The organism is Pseudomonas fluorescens, assembly GCF_900215245.1.
GTDB lineage: Bacteria > Pseudomonadota > Gammaproteobacteria > Pseudomonadales > Pseudomonadaceae > Aquipseudomonas > Aquipseudomonas fluorescens.
The window spans coordinates 1,166,073-1,184,764 of the sequence record NZ_LT907842.1 but is presented as its reverse complement, the minus strand read 5'-3'; the positions used below and the strand labels follow the sequence as shown (position 1 = coordinate 1,184,764).

General features: G+C 60.0%; 16 protein-coding genes. 6 read left to right on the top strand and 10 right to left on the bottom strand.

The window, feature by feature from the left end; all coding sequences use genetic code 11:
• Positions 1 to 2: 2 nt before the first annotated feature.
• The 6 genes from CPH89_RS05580 to dksA form a co-directional block, all read right to left on the bottom strand.
• Entirely contained in the window at positions 3 to 1,406 is a 1,404-nt protein-coding gene (locus CPH89_RS05580) for a polynucleotide adenylyltransferase PcnB (RefSeq protein ID WP_053258061.1), read from the bottom strand.
• A 710-nt stretch (positions 1,407 to 2,116) separates the two neighbouring features.
• Positions 2,117 to 3,556 carry a sigma-54-dependent transcriptional regulator gene (locus CPH89_RS05570; RefSeq protein WP_053258060.1) on the bottom strand — a complete coding sequence of 480 codons (1,440 nt, stop codon included), beginning with the start codon at positions 3,554 to 3,556 and terminating at the stop codon, positions 2,117 to 2,119.
• 22 nt (positions 3,557 to 3,578) lie between these two features.
• Complete coding sequence (locus CPH89_RS05565; RefSeq protein WP_162232033.1) at positions 3,579 to 6,533, bottom strand: sensor histidine kinase; 2,955 nt, start codon at positions 6,531 to 6,533, stop codon at positions 3,579 to 3,581.
• Positions 6,517 to 6,693 (bottom strand): hypothetical protein, encoded by a 177-nt coding sequence (locus CPH89_RS05560; protein WP_003176118.1) that lies wholly within the window; start codon positions 6,691 to 6,693, stop codon positions 6,517 to 6,519. Before CPH89_RS05560 ends, CPH89_RS05565 begins: the two co-directional genes overlap by 17 nt.
• A 62-nt stretch (positions 6,694 to 6,755) precedes the next feature.
• Positions 6,756 to 7,643, bottom strand: coding sequence for a tRNA glutamyl-Q(34) synthetase GluQRS (gene gluQRS, locus CPH89_RS05555; protein ID WP_053258058.1), 888 nt, complete (start codon positions 7,641 to 7,643; stop codon positions 6,756 to 6,758).
• 83 nt (positions 7,644 to 7,726) lie between these two features.
• Positions 7,727 to 8,170, bottom strand: a complete 444-nt coding sequence (dksA, locus tag CPH89_RS05550; protein WP_025857127.1) for an RNA polymerase-binding protein DksA — start codon at positions 8,168 to 8,170, stop codon at positions 7,727 to 7,729.
• A gap of 319 nt (positions 8,171 to 8,489) precedes the next feature.
• Here dksA and CPH89_RS05545 point away from each other — a divergent pair, with 319 nt between their 5' ends.
• Both CPH89_RS05545 and sfsA read left to right on the top strand, forming a co-directional pair.
• On the top strand, positions 8,490 to 9,662 hold the full coding sequence (locus CPH89_RS05545) for a pyridoxal phosphate-dependent aminotransferase (RefSeq protein ID WP_053258057.1): 1,173 nt from the start codon (positions 8,490 to 8,492) through the stop codon (positions 9,660 to 9,662).
• Positions 9,662 to 10,375: a DNA/RNA nuclease SfsA gene (gene sfsA, locus CPH89_RS05540; RefSeq protein ID WP_053258056.1), complete on the top strand. Its 714-nt coding sequence runs from the start codon at positions 9,662 to 9,664 to the stop codon at positions 10,373 to 10,375. Before CPH89_RS05545 ends, sfsA begins: the two co-directional genes overlap by 1 nt.
• Here sfsA and CPH89_RS05535 read toward each other — a convergent pair.
• On the bottom strand, positions 10,372 to 10,689 hold the full coding sequence (locus CPH89_RS05535) for a Rieske (2Fe-2S) protein (RefSeq protein WP_053258055.1): 318 nt from the start codon (positions 10,687 to 10,689) through the stop codon (positions 10,372 to 10,374). The genes sfsA and CPH89_RS05535 overlap by 4 nt on opposite strands.
• Positions 10,690 to 10,845: 156 nt before the next feature.
• Between CPH89_RS05535 and CPH89_RS05530 the strand changes: the two genes are divergently transcribed.
• The 3 genes from CPH89_RS05530 to CPH89_RS05520 are packed head-to-tail and all read left to right on the top strand — an operon-like array spanning position 10,846 to position 13,525.
• Positions 10,846 to 11,724: a heme/hemin ABC transporter substrate-binding protein gene (locus CPH89_RS05530; protein ID WP_053258054.1), complete on the top strand. Its 879-nt coding sequence runs from the start codon at positions 10,846 to 10,848 to the stop codon at positions 11,722 to 11,724.
• A gap of 50 nt (positions 11,725 to 11,774) precedes the next feature.
• Positions 11,775 to 12,758, top strand: coding sequence for a FecCD family ABC transporter permease (locus CPH89_RS05525; RefSeq protein WP_167422786.1), 984 nt, complete (start codon positions 11,775 to 11,777; stop codon positions 12,756 to 12,758).
• Entirely contained in the window at positions 12,758 to 13,525 is a 768-nt protein-coding gene (locus CPH89_RS05520) for a heme ABC transporter ATP-binding protein (RefSeq protein ID WP_053258052.1), read from the top strand. The genes CPH89_RS05525 and CPH89_RS05520 overlap by 1 nt, the downstream gene beginning before the upstream one ends.
• Positions 13,526 to 13,767: 242 nt before the next feature.
• Here the strand turns inward: CPH89_RS05520 and CPH89_RS05515 are convergent, their stop codons facing one another.
• The 3 genes from CPH89_RS05515 to CPH89_RS05505 form a co-directional block, all read right to left on the bottom strand.
• Positions 13,768 to 14,040 carry a TfoX/Sxy family protein gene (locus CPH89_RS05515; RefSeq protein ID WP_010562703.1) on the bottom strand — a complete coding sequence of 91 codons (273 nt, stop codon included), beginning with the start codon at positions 14,038 to 14,040 and terminating at the stop codon, positions 13,768 to 13,770.
• A 202-nt stretch (positions 14,041 to 14,242) separates the two neighbouring features.
• Entirely contained in the window at positions 14,243 to 14,587 is a 345-nt protein-coding gene (locus CPH89_RS05510; protein ID WP_053258051.1) for a pentapeptide repeat-containing protein, read from the bottom strand.
• Between the two features lie 92 nt (positions 14,588 to 14,679).
• Positions 14,680 to 16,236 carry a bifunctional aminoglycoside phosphotransferase/ATP-binding protein gene (locus CPH89_RS05505; protein ID WP_053258050.1) on the bottom strand — a complete coding sequence of 519 codons (1,557 nt, stop codon included), beginning with the start codon at positions 16,234 to 16,236 and terminating at the stop codon, positions 14,680 to 14,682.
• 118 nt (positions 16,237 to 16,354) lie between these two features.
• Here CPH89_RS05505 and mrcB point away from each other — a divergent pair, with 118 nt between their 5' ends.
• Positions 16,355 to 18,679: a penicillin-binding protein 1B gene (mrcB, locus tag CPH89_RS05500; protein ID WP_053258049.1), complete on the top strand. Its 2,325-nt coding sequence runs from the start codon at positions 16,355 to 16,357 to the stop codon at positions 18,677 to 18,679.
• Positions 18,680 to 18,692: the final 13 nt, after the last annotated feature.

Sequence of the window (18,692 nt, the reverse complement as noted above, 5' to 3'; positions counted from 1 at the left end):
GTTTATTCGCCTGTGGCGCCCGATGCATCGACGGCGCTGCGTTTGCGCTTGCCACCACTGCGGCGACGCTTCTTCGGGCCTTCGCCGGCGCCATCGCCTTTGCTGCCGAGGTCACGAATCATGTCGCGACGCTGGCTGTCATTGGCATCCTGGTAGTCAGTCCACCATTCGCCCAGGCCGTCGGTCTGCTCCCCCGCGCTTTCGCGCAGCAACAGGAAGTCGTAGCCGGCGCGGAACCGCGGATTGTCCAGCAGCAGATCGGCGCGTTTGCCGCTGCGGCGCGGCAGGCGTTCCTGCATGTCCCAGATCTCGCGGATCGGCATGGTGAAGCGTTTTGGAATCGCGATGCGCTGGCACTGCTCGGCAATCAGTTCGTGCGCGGCTTCCTGCATGGCCGGGATCGGCGGCATGCCACGGTCTTGCAGGCGCAGGACGCGTTTGGGCAGGGCCGGCCATAACAAGGCGGCAAACAGGAACGCCGGGGTCACCGGTTTGTTCTGCTTGATGCGCAGGTCGGTGTTGATCAACGCCTCGCTGATCAGGGTGTGGGTGTACGTCGGGTTGTATTCCAGAGCCTCTGCGCTCGCCGGGAACAACGGATCGAACAACTGCAGGTCGACGAGCATTTCAAACGTGTCGGCGGCATAGCCCGACAGGAACAGCTTGAGCACTTCTTCAAACAGACGTGCCGACGGAATCTCACGCAACATCGGCGCCAGCTCGCGAATCGGCGCGGCGGTGTGTTTTTCGATGCCGAAGTTCAGCTTGGCGGCAAACCGTACGGCGCGCAGCATGCGTACCGGGTCTTCCTGATAGCGCTGCGTCGGGTCGCCGATCAAGCGGATCAGGTTGTTGCGAATGTCGTGTACGCCATTGGCGTAATCCAGAATGCGCTCGCTGACCGGGTCGTAATACAGCGCATTGATGGTGAAGTCGCGGCGTTGCGCATCTTCTTCCAGGGTGCCGTACACGTTGTCGCGCAGGATGCGTCCGCTTTCGTTGCGGGAAGATTGGTTAGTGTCTTCCTCTTCATCGTTTTGCGGATGGCCTGCGCGGAAGGTCGCGACCTCGATGATTTCGCGACCAAAGTGGATGTGCACCAATTTGAAGCGGCGGCCGATGATTCGCGCGTTGCGGAATTCGGCACGCACTTGCTCCGGCGTGGCGCTGGTGGCGACGTCGAAATCCTTGGGCGTTATGTTGAGCAACATGTCGCGCACGCACCCGCCCACCAGGTAAGCCTGGTAGCCGGCGTTCTGCAAACGTTCGACGATGTTCACCGCATAACGGCTGAATTGAGCGCGCTGCAATGAATGCTGATTGCTGTTAAGCACTTCAGGCGTGCTGCGAATGTGTTGCGTACGACGCAAGGGGGAACGGAATGACTGGAACAACTTCTTCAGCATGGGATGCACTGTTTGAAGGAATGTTCGGCCATAACGAAGAATGACCGCATGATGGGCCGGGATTCTAGCATTTAGTCGAGGGATGGTGTAGGAACAAGCTGCAAGGCTTGCGCCAGAAGCTTAAAAGAAGGGTTGGCGGGTGCCAAATCGCAGAAACTACAAGGGGAGCCGAAGCTCCCCCAGAAGTAGTTGCGTGCTCTTTTTTTATTATTGATTGCGGGCTTCTTGTTTTTGTTGATCGCCCTCGCCATGAATTTTTACCTTCATGACACTCCCAATCGGGAGTCAAGAGCAAACGGATTGCTTTGGTCGCTGTGTTGCTGATCTATGATCCAACCAGTTCAGGCTCTGCCTTAGGGCAGTTTTTGTTGTTCTCGGCCTGGTTGCGGGGCAAGCCCCAAATGCAACGCCTCTCCAAAAGAATCAGTTAGCTGCGCCTCCGCCGTGTTGTTTTTGTTATGCGTGAGTCGATTCGTCTTATTTTTATTGTCTTGTACAAAGCTTGTTATTGTTTTTGTACTAAGCATATAGCAGGGTGCGTGCCAACTTTTGTGCCGCCCAGCAAAACCGGGGGGTTGAGGTGGTTTTGGCTTTTTGAAGGGCGAAAAAAAGCCGGGGCTTCGTTACCGTAAGCCCCGGCTTTTGTTACGTGAAAATTCAGCGGTAACAGTTTTTTCACATCTGAGGGTGTTACCTGTGAGGGCGCACCCTCAACTTTCGCTGGCAACCCCGGTCTTGCGCCGTGGAATGCCCAGGCGCTGGCGCCGTTCCCACAGGCACTTGCGGCTTACGCCCAGCTTGCGCGCCAGTTCGGTCTCGGTCATGTGGTCCTGATGCTCAAGGACGAAGTGCTGGAAGTAGTCTTCCAGTGACAAATCTTCAGTCGGCTCATGGCTGGTATTGCTGGCGCCGCCCTGTTGCGGGGCCAGGCCGATGAAATCGTCGTCCTCCAGGTCACTGAGCTCGATATCGATGCCCAGCAGCTCGGCGGAAATCTCCGGGCTCTCCGACAGAATCACTGCGCGCTCGACCGCATTCTCCAGCTCGCGCACGTTACCTGGCCACGAGTAGTGCCGAATCGCCTGCTCGGCGTCCGGGGCAAACTTGAGGTCGGTACGGTTGATGCGCGCGCTCTGGCGCAGCAGGAAGGCGCTGGCGATCTCGTTGACGTCGGCGCCACGCTCGCGCAGGGCCGGCAGCTTAAGTGCGATCACGTGCAGGCGGTAATACAAGTCTTCACGGAACTGGCCGATCTTGGCCAGGCTCTTCAGGTCCCGGTGGGTCGCAGCGATCAGGCGAACATCGACCTTCTGCGATTGCACCGAACCTACGCGGCGAATTTCGCCTTCCTGTAGCACGCGCAGCAAACGTGCCTGTGCTTCCAAAGGCAGTTCGCCGATTTCGTCCAGGAACAAGGTGCCGCCGTCCGCCGCTTCCACCAAACCTGCGCGCCCGGCGCTGGCGCCGGTAAACGCGCCTTTCTCGTGGCCGAACAGTTCGGACTCGATCAGGGATTCAGGGATCGCCGCGCAGTTCACCGAGATCATCGGCGCCTTGGCGCGCTTGGACAGGTTGTGCAGGGCGCGGGCGACCAGTTCTTTACCGGTGCCCGATTCGCCCTGAATCAATACATTGGAGTCGGTTGGCGCGACCTTGCGGATCTTGCTGTACAGATCCTGCATCGGAGGGCAGGAACCGATGATGCCGATTTCGCCGTTGCTGTTGTCGACGCCTGGCTTGTCCGCGCCGTTGGCGCCTTTGCCGGCGGGGCGCTGTTCGGCCGGTGCACTGCTGGCCGACTGGCGGTCGCGCAGGATGCGGGCCACGGCCTGGAGCATTTCGTCGTGGTCGAACGGCTTGGCGATGTAGTCCACCGCACCCATCTTCATCGAGTCCACTGCCGAACGCAGGCTGGCGTAGCTGGTCATGATCAGCACGGGCGTGCCCTGGCCAAGCTTGATCAGCTCGGTCCCCGGCGCGCCCGGCAGACGCAGGTCGCTGACAATCAGGTCGAACGTGGGAATGCTGAATCGCTCTTGGGCTTCCTGCACCGAGCCGGCTTCGCTGACCTGGTACTGATTACGTTCAAGCAGGCGACGCAAGGCAGAGCGGATAATTGTTTCGTCTTCGACGATCAAAATGTGCGGCATTGATTCAATTCTCTCGACGGTCTCAGTTCACAGCGGACGTCGCTTCGACATGACGCGGCAAGGTCACCCGAATACGGGTGCCGCGTTGGCTTTCTGTGTCAGCCGGGCTGTCGATGGTGATTTGTCCATAATGCTCTTCAACGATGGAATAGACCAGTGCAAGGCCCAGACCGGTACCTTCACCTGGGTCCTTGGTGGTGAAGAAAGGTTCGAACAATCGGTCCATGATGTTCTGTGGAATACCGCTGCCTTCATCCTCCACGATCAGATCGACCGTGTGCTCGAACGCTTCGCTCTTGACGCGTACCGCGCTGTGCGGCGGGGAGGCGTCACGGGCGTTGGAAAGCAGGTTGATCAGCACCTGCGCCAAGCGTTGGGAGTCGCCGTCGACCCAGTGGTCCGGGTCGCACAGGTTGAAGAACTGTACTTCGAAATTGCGCCGGTTCAAGGCCAGCAGCCCAATGGCATCCTGCGCCACTTCGGCCAGGCACACCGCTTCGTCCAGATTCTGATGAGCGCCCGCGTGAGCAAAGCTCATCAGCGATTGCACGATGCGCGAAACGCGCTTGGTCTGCTCAAGGATCTGCCCGCTGATTTCGGTGATTTCACCGTCCTCTTCGCGCTCTTCCCGCAGGTTTTGCGCCAGGCAGGCAATACCGGTAATCGGATTGCCAATCTCGTGGGCGACACCCGCTGCCAGGCGGCCAATGCTTGCCAGGCGTTCGGAATGCACCAGTTTGTCTTCCAGCATCTGGGTTTCGGTCAGGTCTTCCACCAGCAGCACCAGGCCACTGTTGCCGGGGGCCAGTGGTTCATCAATGGCGGCTTTGTGCAGGTTGAGCCAGCGGGTCTGGCCGTCGAGCGCCAGATGCTGCTTGTGCAAGTGCTCGTCGGGCAGGTTGATAAAACCTTGCAGCAATTCTTTCCACGGGTCGGCCAGCGTATTCAGGCGCGAACCCACCACGCGCTGAGCGGCGATGCCGGTCAGCTCTTCCATGGCTTTGTTCCACATCAGGATCTCTTGATCCTTGGCCAGGGAGCACACGCCCATCGGCAGTTCCTGAAGGGTTTGACGGTGATAGCGGCGCAGGGCATCAAGTTCGGCGGCGAGACCGGTGAGGCGTGAGTGGTAATCCTCCAGCCGGCTCTCGATGAAATGGATGTCTTCGGTGACGTAGTTTTCGCCGCCGGCCTTGTAGGGCAAGAACGTTTCGACCATGTCCTGAGACACGCTCGGCCCCATCAGGCCGGACAGGTTGGCTTCGATACGGTCACGCAGCCGGCGCAGTGCATACGGGCGACGCTCGTCGAACGGCAGGTACAGATCGCGCAGCGCCTGTTCGACTTCTTTCTGTGCGGCCTTGGCGCCCAGCGGCTTGGCCAGTTGGGTGGCGAACTCCTGGGGTGAGGCGGCATGCAGTTCGCGCCGCTGCGGGCGCCGCACGTTGTCCACCGCGCAAGCTTCGGCAGCGCTGGTTTCTTCCGGGCTGGCGTTAGTGAACAGCGAGATCAGGGTGAACATCAGCACGTTGGCTGCCAGGGAGGCAATGGCCGCCATGTGCCAACTGGTGTCGTCCAGCACATAGATCATGTTCAACAGCGGAATGTAGAAACCCTGCAGATTGCCGACCAGCGGCAGCAGCATGGTGACAATCCACACCAGGATCCCGGCCAGCAGCCCGGCGATGAAGCCACGGCGATTAGCGGTCGGCCAGTAGAGCACCGACAACACACCGGGCAGGAACTGCAAGGTGGCGACAAACGCGACGATGCCGAGGTTGGCCAGGTCTTGTCCGGCCCCCAGCAACAGGTAGAAACCATAGCCGGCCATGATGATCGCGACGATCAGCGCGCGCCGCGTCCACTTCAGCCAGCGGTAAATATTGCCTTCAGCCGGCGGCTGGTAAAGCGGTAACACCAGGTGATTGAGCGCCATGCCCGAAAGCGCGAGGGTGGTGACGATGATCAAGCCGCTGGCCGCCGATAAACCGCCGACGTAAGCCAGCAATGCCAGGGATTTGCTGTTGGCGGCAATGCCGACGCCGAGGGTGAAGTATTCAGGGTTGGTGGTCGCGCCCAGCTTGAGGCCAGCCCAGAGAATCAGTGGCACCGCCAGGCTCATCAGCAGCAGGAACAACGGCAGGCCCCAGCTGGCGCTGACCAGTGAGCGCGGGTTGAGGTTCTCGGTGAACGTCATGTGGTACATGTGCGGCATCACGATTGCCGAGGCGAAGAACACCAGCAACAGCGTGCGCCACGGGCCTTCCTGCAGCGGGGTGTGCAGGGCGGCGAGGGCGGTCTGGTTTTGCAGCAGCCACAGTTCCAGCTGTTGCGGGCCGTCGAATACGCCATACAGCGCATAGAGGCCGACCCCGCCGATGGCGATCAGCTTGATGACCGACTCAAACGCAATCGCAAACACCAGGCCTTCGTGTTTCTCGCGGGTGGCGATATGGCGTGAGCCAAAGAAAATCGTGAACAGCGTAATCAGCGCACAGAAGGCCAGGGCGACGCGATGCTGCACCGGCTCGCGGGTGAGGATGCTGATGGAGTCCGCCACGGCCTGGATCTGCAGGGCCAGTAGCGGCAGCACGCCGATCAGCATGAAGATCGTGGTCAGTGCGCCAGCCCAGGTGCTGCGAAAGCGGAAGGCAAACAGGTCCGCAAGGGACGACAGCTGATAAGTACGGGTGATTTTCAGGATCGGGTACAGCAGCACCGGCGCCAGCAGGAATGCGCCGGACACCCCCAGGTAGCTGGAAAGGAAGCCGTAGCCGTACTGATAGGCCAGGCCCACCGTGCCATAAAACGCCCAGGCGCTGGCGTATACGCCCAGGGACAAGGTGTACGTCAACGGATGGCGAATGATCGCCCGCGGAATCATTCCGCGCTCACTGATCCAGGCGACGCCGAACAACGCAGCCAGGTAGGCGGCGCTGATCAGCAGCATCTGGGTGAGGCTAAAGCTCATCGGCATCTTTTTGGCTCTGCAGGATGAAGGTCACGACGATCAGGATCAGCCACAGTAGATAGGGGCGGTACCAGGCGCCCGTGGCGTCAATCCACCAATCCATGATGGCGGGGGAAAACAGGTAGATCCCGACGACCAGCAGCAGGACCAATCGATAGATGTACATGTTGGCCTCTGAGTAAAAAACTGCGGCGATGGTAACGGATGGCTGGGAAGCTGCAAGCGCCTTCAGCTCAATTGCGCTTCGGCCAGTGTGAGTGTGCGCGGGATCCGGTCGGCATCCCACTGCGCAATGCCCCAATCCAGCAGCTCCCGTGGGCTGGCGTGAAGCAGCTCGCTGCCGGGTTGTTGGCCGAGCGCGCGCAGGGCTCTCACTAGCAGAGGCGTAGCCTGGTCGGGTGTCAACGGTGGGGACCGGTAGGATTTGCCCAGCTTGTGACCGTCCGGCTGGATGATCAGCGGCACGTGCAGGTAGCGCGGTTGGCGCAGCCCCAAGAGTTCTTGCAGGTAAAGCTGGCGCGGTGTGGAGTCCAGCAGGTCGGCGCCGCGGACAATATCGGTAACACCTTGCCAGGCGTCGTCGAGTACCACGGCCAATTGATAGGCATACAGGCCGTCGCGGCGACGGATGACGAAATCGCCGACATCGCGCCCCAAGTGCTGTCGGAATTCGCCCTGTACGCGGTCGGTAAAGTGGTACTCCAGCTCAGGCACACGCAAGCGAATAGCCGCGTCTTGCTGATCATGCCCCGCATTTCGGCACAGCCCCGGGTAGATCCCGTGGTAGGGCTCCAGCTGTTTGCGCGAGCAGGTGCAGGCGTACGCCAGGCCGTGGTTGAACATATCGTTCAGTACTTTGGCATAGGCCTCATGCCGCTCGCTTTGTCGGACCAGTTCACCATCCCACTCGAAGCCATAGCTTTCCAGGGCATGGAGAATCGCGGCCTGGGCGCCGGGCTCCTCACGGGGTGGGTCGAGGTCTTCCATGCGCATCAGCCAGCGGCCTTGATTGGCGCGGGCATCGAGGTAGGAGGCGAGGGCGGCAACCAGTGAGCCAAAATGCAAATGGCCGCTGGGCGTGGGGGCGAAACGCCCGATATAGGTAGAGGCTGTCATGGGCCGGATACTACTGGAAAAACGGTAAATTCCAGAAACAAAAATGGGGCGTTCGCACGCCCCATTCGTTCAGCCCGGCAGAGTTACTTGCCGACCTGTTTTTCCTTGATTTCAGCCAAGGTCTTGCAGTCTACGCACAGGTCCGCAGTCGGGCGGGCTTCCAGGCGACGAATACCAATCTCGACGCCGCAGGATTCACACCAGCCGTATTCTTCGTCCTTGATCAGTTGCAGCGTCTTGTCGATCTTCTTGATCAGCTTGCGCTCGCGATCACGGGCGCGCAGTTCGAGGGCGAACTCTTCTTCCTGGCTGGCACGGTCGGCCGGGTCCGGAAAGTTGGCTGCTTCGTCCTTCATATGGTCAACGGTGCGGTCAACCTCCTGCATCAAGTCCTGTTTCCACTTGTTGAGGATTTTGGTGAAGTGCTCGCGCATGGGCTCGCCCATGTACTCCTCACCTTTCTTTTCGACGTAAGGTTCGAAGCCATTGAGGCCTTGAGTCTGCTGTTGCTTTGCTTGGGTGGACATGAATAGACCGCCTCTCACTCTTCTAATCCATTGCGCAGGATTGCAACGTCACCGACACCTGCCGGCCCTGCGGCTGCAAGCGGGCGAACTTACCAGATAGATTCAGGGTGCGCCACTCCCGGTTGTCGAGGCCCATCGCCACGGGGTTGCAAACTGCTACAGCCCGCCATGGCGGGGTATGCATGGCCTCGAATGTTGATTTTAGTCGTTTTGCGCGCGCCTGCCCGGCCGCACAAGTGGCCGAGCAGGCAATAGAGCATGTTTTACGTCGCGGGTTCGGTAGAATCCGAACTTTGTCCTCACCGTCTAAGGAAGGCTAATGGCTCAGCCCTACAGTGCGCGCAGTCGCGCCATCGAACCTTTTCATGTCATGGCGTTGCTGGCGCGAGCCAACGAGCTGCAGGCAGCTGGTCATGATGTCATCCACCTGGAAATCGGCGAGCCGGATTTCACCACGGCCGAACCGATTATCCAGGCCGGCCAGGCCGCACTGGCCAGCGGCAAGACGCGCTACACCGCGGCACGTGGGGTGCCGGAGTTGCGCGAGGCCATCAGCGGTTTTTACCAGCAGCGCTACGGGCTGAGCGTCGATCCTGAGCGCATTCTGATTACCCCCGGCGGCTCCGGCGCCCTATTGCTGGCAAGCAGCCTGCTGGTGGACCCAGGCAAGCACTGGCTGCTGGCGGACCCGGGTTACCCGTGCAACCGGCACTTTTTGCGGCTGGTGGAAGGCGCGGCGCAACTGGTGCCGGTAGGCCCCGAAGTGCGCTACCAATTGACCGCCGATCTGGTTGCCAGGCATTGGGACCAGGACAGCGTTGGTGCATTGGTCGCCTCCCCTGCAAACCCCACCGGCACCGTCCTCACCCGTGATGAGTTGGCCGGGTTGTCGAGTGCCATCAAGGGGCGTAACGGCCACTTGGTGGTGGATGAGATTTATCACGGCCTTACCTACGGCATTGATGCTGCCAGCGTGCTGGAAGTCGATGACGAGGCCTTCGTCTTGAATAGTTTTTCGAAGTATTTCGGCATGACCGGCTGGCGCCTGGGCTGGCTGGTGGCGCCGCCGGATGCGGTGAGCGAATTGGAGAAGCTCGCACAAAACCTCTACATCAGTGCACCAAGCATGGCCCAGTACGCGGCGTTGGCCTGTTTTGCCCCGCAGACCCTGAGCATTCTGGAAGAGCGCCGCGCCGAGTTCGGTCGCCGGCGTGACTTCCTGTTACCCGCCTTGCGCGAGCTGGGGTTCGGCATCGCCGTGGAACCGGAAGGTGCGTTCTACTTGTATGCCGATATCAGCGCGTTCGGCGGCGATGCCTTCGCGTTCTGCCGTCATTTCCTCGAAACCGAACATGTGGCTTTTACCCCAGGGCTGGACTTCGGTCGCTATAAAGCCGGTCACCATGTGCGTTTCGCCTACACGCAAAACCTTGATCGCCTACAAGAAGCGGTGGACCGGATTGCGCGTGGCCTGCGGAGTTGGCAAGGCTGATGCGCTTTCATCCTCCCCTCGAAGAAGGGCGGCTGATTCGCCGCTATAAGCGCTTTCTCACGGATATCGAAACGGTTACCGGCGAGTTGTTGACTATTCACTGCCCGAACACCGGTTCGATGCTCAATTGCATGGTGGAGGGTGGCCAGGTCTGGTTCAGTCGTTCCGACGACCCCAAACGCAAGTTGCCGGGCACCTGGGAAATTGCCGAAACGCCGCAGGGCCGACTGGCGTGCGTCAATACCGCACGCGCGAATCAGTTGGTTGAGGAGGCACTGCGCGCCGGGGTTATTACTGAGCTCAATGGCTTTACCGCGCTGAAACGTGAAGTGCCTTACGGCCAGGAAAAAAGTCGCATCGACTTTCGCCTGGAATACCCGCAGGGCGCGGCGTACGTGGAAGTTAAAAGTGTAACCCTGGGTTTCGATGGCTCGGCAGTGGCGGCCTTCCCCGATGCGGTGACACAACGTGGCGCCAAGCATCTGCGCGAGCTGGCGCACCTGGCCCGCGACGGCGTGCGGGCGGTGCAGCTGTATTGCGTCAACCTGTCGGGTATCGAGGCCGTGCGCCCGGCCGTGGAAATTGATGCTGGTTACGCTGCTGCGTTGCGTGAGGCCAAGGCGGCCGGCGTGGAGGTGCTGGCTTATGGTGTGCAGGTCACGCCTGAGGAAATTTACGTCGACCGCCGTTTGGAAGTGCTGATCGGCGACTAGAGTTCAACCCACAGGCCTTGCGCGTCTTCGCGGCCATGCAAGGCTTTGAGGCTTTGGCCTGCACACGGCCCGGCAATGCATTCGCCGTTTTCGATCAGGAACAGCGCGCCATGGGTTGCGCACTGAATCAGGCTGGCACTGGCGTCGAGGAAGTGATCAGGTTGCCATTCCAGCGGGATGCCGCGATGGGGGCAACGGTTGAGATAGAAGTAGGCAACGCCGTCCCGGCGCACGGCCAACAGCTTGCAACCGTCGATCTCGAAACCGAGGCTGGCGTTGGGAGCGAGCGTGTCGGAGGAGCAGAGAAACTTCATTTCAATCCTTAAGTGCCTTGACGTGCAAATGCAAACAATTATCAAATGCCGGCTTCGCCCGTTAGCTGGTTGGGCGCTCAGTACGATGCCAGACGGGTCTAATCTGTCACATCGGTGAGTGCTTGAGTGGCCCTGCCCTTGGAAGGAAACCCTGATATGCGCCTGAGTACCAGCGCTATTGCGCTCGTTGCCTCACTGCTGGTCAATCCCGGGGCGCAAGCCTCTGAACTGCCACAACGCTGGGTCAGTGCCGGTGGGGCGCTATCGGAATGGGTGACGGCCCTGGGCGGTGAGTCGAAGTTGGTAGGCGTCGATACCACCAGTCAGCATCCTGATTCGCTCACGAAGTTGCCCAGTATTGGCTACCAACGGCAGTTGTCGGCTGAAGGTATTTTAAGCCTGCGCCCGCAGGTTCTGGTCGGCACTGAAGAGATGGGCCCGCCGCCGGTGCTGGCGCAGATTCGGGGGGCGGGTGTGCAGGTCGAGATGTTCTCGGCGCAGCCCGATTTACCGACGTTGCAGGGGAACCTTCAGCATTTGGGCAAGTTGCTGGGCAGTGAGGCCAGGGCCAACGAATTGTTTACCGGCTATGAGCAGGCGCTTGAGCAGCAAAAAGCCTGGGTTGCCAAGGCCCAAACCACCCAAAAGGCACCGGGCGTGCTGTTGTTGCTCGGTCACGCGGGTGGCAAACCGCTGATTGCCGGTAAAGACACGGCTGCCGACTGGATGTTGCAGCTGGCAGGCGGCAAAAACCTGGCGACCCATACGGGTTACAAACCCTTTTCGGTGGAGTCGTTGGCGGGGTTGAGCCCCGATGTGCTGGTGTTTGCTGACCGGGCCTTAACCGGTGACGCCGCGAGGGCCGCCTTGTTCAAGGAGAACCCGATTTTGGCTTCCACGCCGGCGGCCAAGAATAGTCGGGTGTTTGAGTTGGACCCAACCCTGCTGGTGGGAGGGCTCGGGCCACGCTTGCCGCAAAGCCTGGTGACGCTGTCTGCCGGGTTTTATCCGTCCCAGGCTAAACCTGCCCCATGACGACGTTGGTTAAACCGAAAACGCTCTTTATTGGGCTGGCGCTGTTATGTCTGTTGGCAACCTGGCTTTCATTGGCGTTGGGGCCTGTCAGCCTGCCTTTGCTGGATACGCTGAAGGCTGCGTTGCGCATGCTGGGGGCGCCGATTGAAGCTCACGGCCTGGAGCAGGCAGAGCTGATTTTAGGGCAGATCCGTTTGCCGCGTACCTTATTGGGGCTGGCCGTGGGCGGTGTCCTGGCATTGTCGGGCGTGGCAATGCAGGGGTTGTTTCGCAACCCGCTGGCCGATCCGGGGTTGGTCGGTGTTTCCAGTGGTGCGGCGTTGGGCGCGGCGATTGCGATCGTCGGCGGCTCGTTTTTTGGCGGTCTGCCGGATGCGTTTGGCCCGTATCTACTGTCGTTGTGCGCATTTCTCGGCGGTTTGGGCGTCACCGCACTGGTTTACCGGCTCGGCCGACGCAACGGCCAGACCAACGTTGCGACGATGCTGCTCGCCGGTATCGCGCTCACGGCCCTCGCCAGCTCGGCGGTGGGGTTGTTTACCTATTTGGCGGATGACGCCACGTTGCGCACGCTGACCTTCTGGAACCTGGGCAGCCTCAATGGCGCAAGCTATGCGCGGTTGTGGCCGCTGTTGCTGGTGAGTGCCGGTGTTGCGTTGTGGTTGCCGCGCCGGGCGAAAGCGTTGAATGCATTGTTACTGGGGGAGTCGGAGGCCAATCACCTTGGGATTGACGTGGAGCGGCTCAAGCGTGAACTGGTGTTCTGTACGGCTTTGGGGGTGGGCGCGGCAGTAGCGGCGGCGGGAATGATCGGGTTTGTCGGGCTGGTAGTGCCGCATCTTGTGCGGCTGTTGGCGGGGCCTGATCATCGGGTGCTGTTGCCGGCCTCGGTGCTGGCCGGGGCGAGCTTGTTGCTGTTTGCCGATCTGGTAGCGCGCTTGGCCCTGGCGCCGGCTGAATTGCCGATCGGCATCGTGACGGCGTTTATTGGTGCACCGTTTTTTCTGTATTTGTTGCTGCGAGGGCGTGCCTGATGCTGCGAGTCGAAGCGTTGCAGGTCAGGCGTGGTCGCAAAACCGTGCTGTCGGACGTCACCCTGGACGTGTTACCGGGCGAGGTGCTCGGGGTGCTGGGCCCGAATGGCGCGGGCAAAAGCACGTTGCTCGGTGCGCTGTGCGGCGAGCTTCAGCCGGATCAGGGCCACGTATGGCTGGATCAGCAAGCCTTGCAGGACTGGAGCGGGCCACAGCGTGCCCAGCGTCTGGCAGTGTTGCCGCAGTCATCCAGCCTGGATTTCGCTTTTCGTGTCGAAGAGGTTGTAGGCATGGGCCGCTTGCCCCATCAGACCGGGCGGGTGAGAGATGAAGAAATTATTACCGCGGCGCTGCAGGCGGCGGATATCGAGCACTTGAGCGGTCGCAGTTACCTGGCCCTTTCGGGCGGTGAGCGCCAACGTGTACACCTGGCGCGGGTTTTGGCGCAATTGTGGCCGGGGGAAGCGGGGCAGACGTTACTGCTGGATGAGCCAACGTCAATGCTCGATCCCTTGCACCAACACACAACCTTGCAGGCAATTCGTACATTTGCCGACCGGGGCGCGGCAGTGTTGGTGATCCTCCATGACCTCAATCTGGCGGCGCGTTACTGTGATCGCATTCTGTTGCTGGAAGGCGGGCGTCCACATGCGCTGGACACGCCGGCACAGGTGATGCGGCCTGAGCCGCTCAAGGCGGTGTTTGGCCTGGACGTATTGGTGCAGCCACACCCCGAGCGCGGGCATCCACTGATTATTGCGCGCTGAAATCAGTTTTTCATAGGCAAAAAAAGACCCGGCAAGAGCCGGGTCAAATAACCGTGATTAGCCTGATGAGGAGATAATCTGAGAGTCCGAACCAATGGTCTTTCAGTTATCGGCTGATCTCGCGACCAGTTGTGATAATCATAACGATTCTCATTTGAGAGTCAACAGTTGTTTTTCAGCGATTTGCCGTTTTCTCAAGTCAGCGTGCTTATAGCCCGTAAACACTGGGTTTGCTAAGCGCCCTAATTCTTCTGGCGCGCTGAAATCGCATCCAATTGACGGTTCAGCGCTTCCTTGCGCTCTGCCGGGATATCGTTCCAATGAACATCCATCAATGCTCCCTCAATTGCATACAGCAGGACTTTCGACGCCCGGAACCCGCGAGTCCGTACCGCCCGATAGGCATCGACCGCTCCCAGCCGACGCAAGTCGGACGCGCTGTGGATGCCCACCGCGTGCAGCCACTGCGCTGACGTCTTTCCAAGGTTTTTCAAGTGTTGCAGCTCATCGTTCATCAAGCCTCCTTGCGACGGCCGAATGGTGCGGTGGGTATCGTGACCAGGCAGGCCTGAAAGGGAGTGTAGCGCTCAGTAGGAAAAGCGTGATTCTTTGGTCAGGAACGGCTGAATCGCTATAAGAATGGCGTACGATTTTGAAGACAAGCAGGCAGGCGCTGCCCGGTACGCGCGGTACGTACCTCGGGCCCGGAGTGTGATGTTACTTGGTGCGGTAACGCAGGCGAGTGCCGAAATTAACCGACATCAGGATCTCGTCAGCCGTCAATTCGGCGGGGAAGTAGGTGCCGGAGATCTGCGCATGCGCCAGGCTGGCGCCTTCCAGTGAACAGTCGCGCAAATCCAGACCGCGCAGGTCGGCAGAGCGGAAATACGCGTCGGTAAAGTCCACGCCTGTGGCATTCAAATCACGCAGGTCCAACCCTCGGAAGTCGCCACCGCGCATGTCGATAATCCCGTCTTTGGGGCGTCCCTGGTTGAACCCGCGAATGTCGTCCTTGTGCAGGAGTGCGTAGAGCGGGGTATCAAGAAGCTTGGGCTGACTCATTGCGGGACTCCTGTTGGAATTATGGCGCCATTATAGTGCCACTATTTCTCGGTCGCGCACCGAAGAACGGTGACACGACCAAGAAATATTTCTTACAGGCCGGGCAGGTGCTGACGAATGTGCGCGACTAATGCGTCCAGCGTCCCGCTTTCATTCGTCTCGACACGCTTGCTGAGGAGCTGCTCCTCGGCGGTCAGCGGGTCGCGACTGGCTTGCTGCTCTTCGATAATGCTCAGGGTCGCGTCGGAAGGATCGTTTTTATCGGCCTGACGTTGTGCCAGCCAGCTGGCGATAACGGCTTGCGGCGCATTGCAATCCAGGATCAGGAACGGCGCGCCGGTGGCTTCAGCAATTTTCGCGGCGGCGTCACGTTGTTCGCGCTTCAGGAAGGTGGCATCCAGTACCACCAGGTACCCGGCGCGCAGCAGGGTATCGGCGATTTCGTTCAGGCGAGCGTAGGTCGCTGCGCTGGCATCGGCAGCATAGATACCGGCTTGCGGCGTGTTCTCGACTTTCTGCTCGCCGAACAGGCGCTTGCGCTCTACATCCGAGCGCAGGCGTACAGCGCCCAATGCTTCCACCAGGCGCATGGCAACGTGGCTTTTGCCGACGGCCGAGACGCCGTGGGTAATGGCGAGGAAGCGCGAAGGAATGGTGCTGTAGCTTTCCGCCAGGTTGGCGTAGTTGCGGTACTGGCGCAGGGTGGTGGCGCGTTGCACCGGGCTTGCCTCGCTCGGCATGCTGAACAGTGCAACCTTGGCGCGGACCAGCGCACGGTAGGCTTTATAGAAGTTCAGCAGTTCAAGGCCTTGGTAGTCGCCGGTCAACTCCAGGTATTGGCTGATAAACCGGCGTGCCAGGGATTTGAGGCCGCGGTCTTCCAGGTCCATGGCCAGGAAGCCGGTGTCGGCGTAGACGTCGGTGAAGCGAAAGGGCTCATTGAACTCGATGCAGTCAAAAATCACGACCTGGCCATCGATCAGCGTGGCGTTGCCCAGGTGGATATCACCGTGGCATTCGCGAGTGAAACCGCCAAGTTTGCGTTGGGCCAGCAGCGGCTTGAGGCGCTCGAAGCTGCTTTCAGCCCAGGCTTGCAGGGCTTCCAGTTGCGCCAGGTCGGCCTTGTCGCTGAGGAAGGGGCGGATTTGCTCGAAGTTCTGGCGTACCGGCGCCATCACTTCGTCCGGGGTGCCGGCGGGGTGGTCTTGCGGCACTTTCGGTGCGGTCAGGTGGAAATGCGCAATCTGCTTGGCCATCTCATCAATGTGTGCGCTGGTCAGTTCGCCGTTGGCTTGCAAGGTGCTCAGCAGTTGGCTTTGCGGGAACTGGCGCATTTTCAGCGCGTACTCGATTACCGGGCCTTCGCCGCCCAATTGCGGGGCTTCGGCTGTGCCTGTGATCGGCAAGACTTCGAGATACAAATCTTTGGTCAGGCGCTGGTTGAGTCGCAGCTCTTCATTGCAAAAATGCCCGCGATCGGCCAGCTCAGTGAAATTCAGAAAGCCGAAGTTCATCGGTTTCTTCAGTTTATAAGCGAAGGGGCCCGTCAGTATGACCCAGGAAATATGGGTCTCGATGACTTGAAACGCTTCAACTGGATGCGGATACAAAGCCGGGTTTTGCAGTGCAGCAATCAGGGACTGGCTCACAGGCGATCCTTCAAAGTCTGGGGGAAATCATGGTCGGCATTATGGCGGTTACAGCCGGTCGTGCAAACCGCTGTCCGGCTCATGTTGATCATCGATAAAGTGCGTATAATCCGCCGCCATGACTCGAACCCGATCTCCCCGTTCCCGTAAAAAACCTCCTTCCCGCGGCCTGCGTCCGTGGCTGGGCTGGGCGCTCAAGCTAAGCCTGGTAGGCCTTGTCGTGCTCGCCGGCTTCGCGGTTTACCTCGATGCCGTGGTCCAGGAGAAGTTCTCCGGCAAGCGCTGGACCATCCCGGCCAAGGTGTATGCACGCCCGCTGGAATTGTTCACTGGCCAGAAGCTGAGCAAGGAAGACTTCCTGACTGAGCTCGATGCCCTGGGGTATCGCCGCGAGCCCGTGAGCAACGGCCCGGGTGCCGCCGCTGTCAGTGGTAACACTGTCGATTTGAATACCCGCGGCTTCCAGTTCTATGAAGGCCTCGAAAAAGCCCAGCCGGTGCGCGTGCGCTTCTCTGGCGATTACGTCGCAGAGCTGTCGTCGCTTAATGGTTCAAAGTTGCCTGTAGTGCGGCTTGAACCCTTGATGATCGGCGGGATTTACCCGAAGAACCTAGAAGATCGCATCCTGATCAAGCTTGATCAGGTGCCGCCCTACCTGTTGGAAACCTTGGTTGCGGTAGAAGATCGCGACTTTTACAGCCATTGGGGTGTGTCACCGAAGTCGATTGCTCGCGCGATCTGGGTGAACACCTCCGGTGGGAAGATGACACAGGGTGGCAGCACGCTGACGCAACAGTTGGTCAAGAACTTCTACTTGACCAACGAGCGCAGCCTGACGCGTAAGCTCACCGAAGCCATGATGGCAATGCTGCTGGAACTGCATTACAGCAAGCAGGAAATCCTTGAGGCGTACCTCAACGAGGTCTTCGTCGGTCAGGATGGCCAGCGCGCCGTGCACGGGTTTGGCTTGGCCAGTCAGTTCTTCTTTGGCCAGCCTTTGTCCGAGCTGAAGTTGCATCAAGTCGCGTTGTTGGTCGGGATGGTCAAGGGCCCGTCCTATTACAACCCACGGCGCAATCCGGAACGTGCGCTCGAGCGTCGTAACCTGGTGCTGGATGTGCTGGAACAGCAGGGTGTAGCCACTGCCGAACAAGTCGCTGCCGCAAAGAAAATGCCACTGGGTGTAACCACTCGCGGCAAGCTGGCGGACAGCTCCTTCCCAGGCTTTATCGACCTGGTCAAACGCCAGTTGCGTGAAGATTACCGCGACGAAGACTTGACCGAAGAAGGCCTGCGGATTTTCACCAGTTTCGACCCGATTCTGCAGATGAAAGCCGAAGCATCGGTGAACGACACATTCAAGCGCCTGACCGGCCGTAAAGGCTCGGATGAAGTCGAGGCGGCGATGGTCGTGACCAACCCGGAAACCGGCGAAGTCCAGGCCATGATCGGCAGTCGACAAGCCAGTTTTGCCGGTTTCAACCGCGCACTGGATGCCGTGCGGCCGATTGGCTCGCTGGTTAAGCCGGCGGTCTACCTGACGGCTTTGGAAAAACCAAGCAAATACACCCTGACCAGTTGGTTGTCGGATGACCCGCTTTCGGTCAAAGGTGCTGATGGCCAAGTGTGGACGCCGCAGAACTTCGATCGACGCTCCCACGGCACCGTGTTCCTGTACCAGGGCCTGGCGCATTCCTACAACATCTCCACCTCGCGCCTCGGGCTTGAGGTGGGTGTGCCGAATGTGCTGAAAACCTTGGGCCGCCTCGGCATTACCCGTGAGTTCCCGGCGTTCCCATCGATGCTTCTGGGGGCTGGCGCCATGACCCCAATGGAAGTGGCCACGATGTACCAGACTCTCGCCAACGGTGGTTTCAATACGCCGATGCGCGGCATTCGCAGCGTGCTGACCGCCGAGGGCGAGCCGCTCAAGCGCTATCCGTTCCAGATTCAGCAGCGTTTTGATGCGGGCTCCATCTACCTGATCCAGAACGCCATGCAGCGCGTAATGCGCGAAGGCACCGGGCGCTCGGTCTATAGCGTGCTGCCGTCGAACCTGACGCTGGCGGGCAAGACCGGTACCAGTAACGATTCGCGTGACAGCTGGTTCGCCGGCTTCGGCCAGGATGTGTTGGCGGTGGTGTGGCTTGGGCGTGACGACAATGGCAAGACGCCGTTCACCGGTGCGACCGGTGCCCTGCAGGTCTGGACCAGTTTCATGCGCAAGGCCGACCCGCTGCCGCTGAACATGCCGCAGCCGGATAACATCGTGCAGGCTTGGATTGATCCGCATACCGGCCAAGGTTCCGATGCCAACTGTCCGGGCGCAGTACAGATGCCGTATATTCGCGGCAGCGAGCCACCACCCGGCGCCGCGTGCGGTGGCAGTGCCCCTGCTGACGCGGAATCGGTGATGGATTGGGTCAAGGGCTGGATGAATTAAGCAAAGAGGGTTT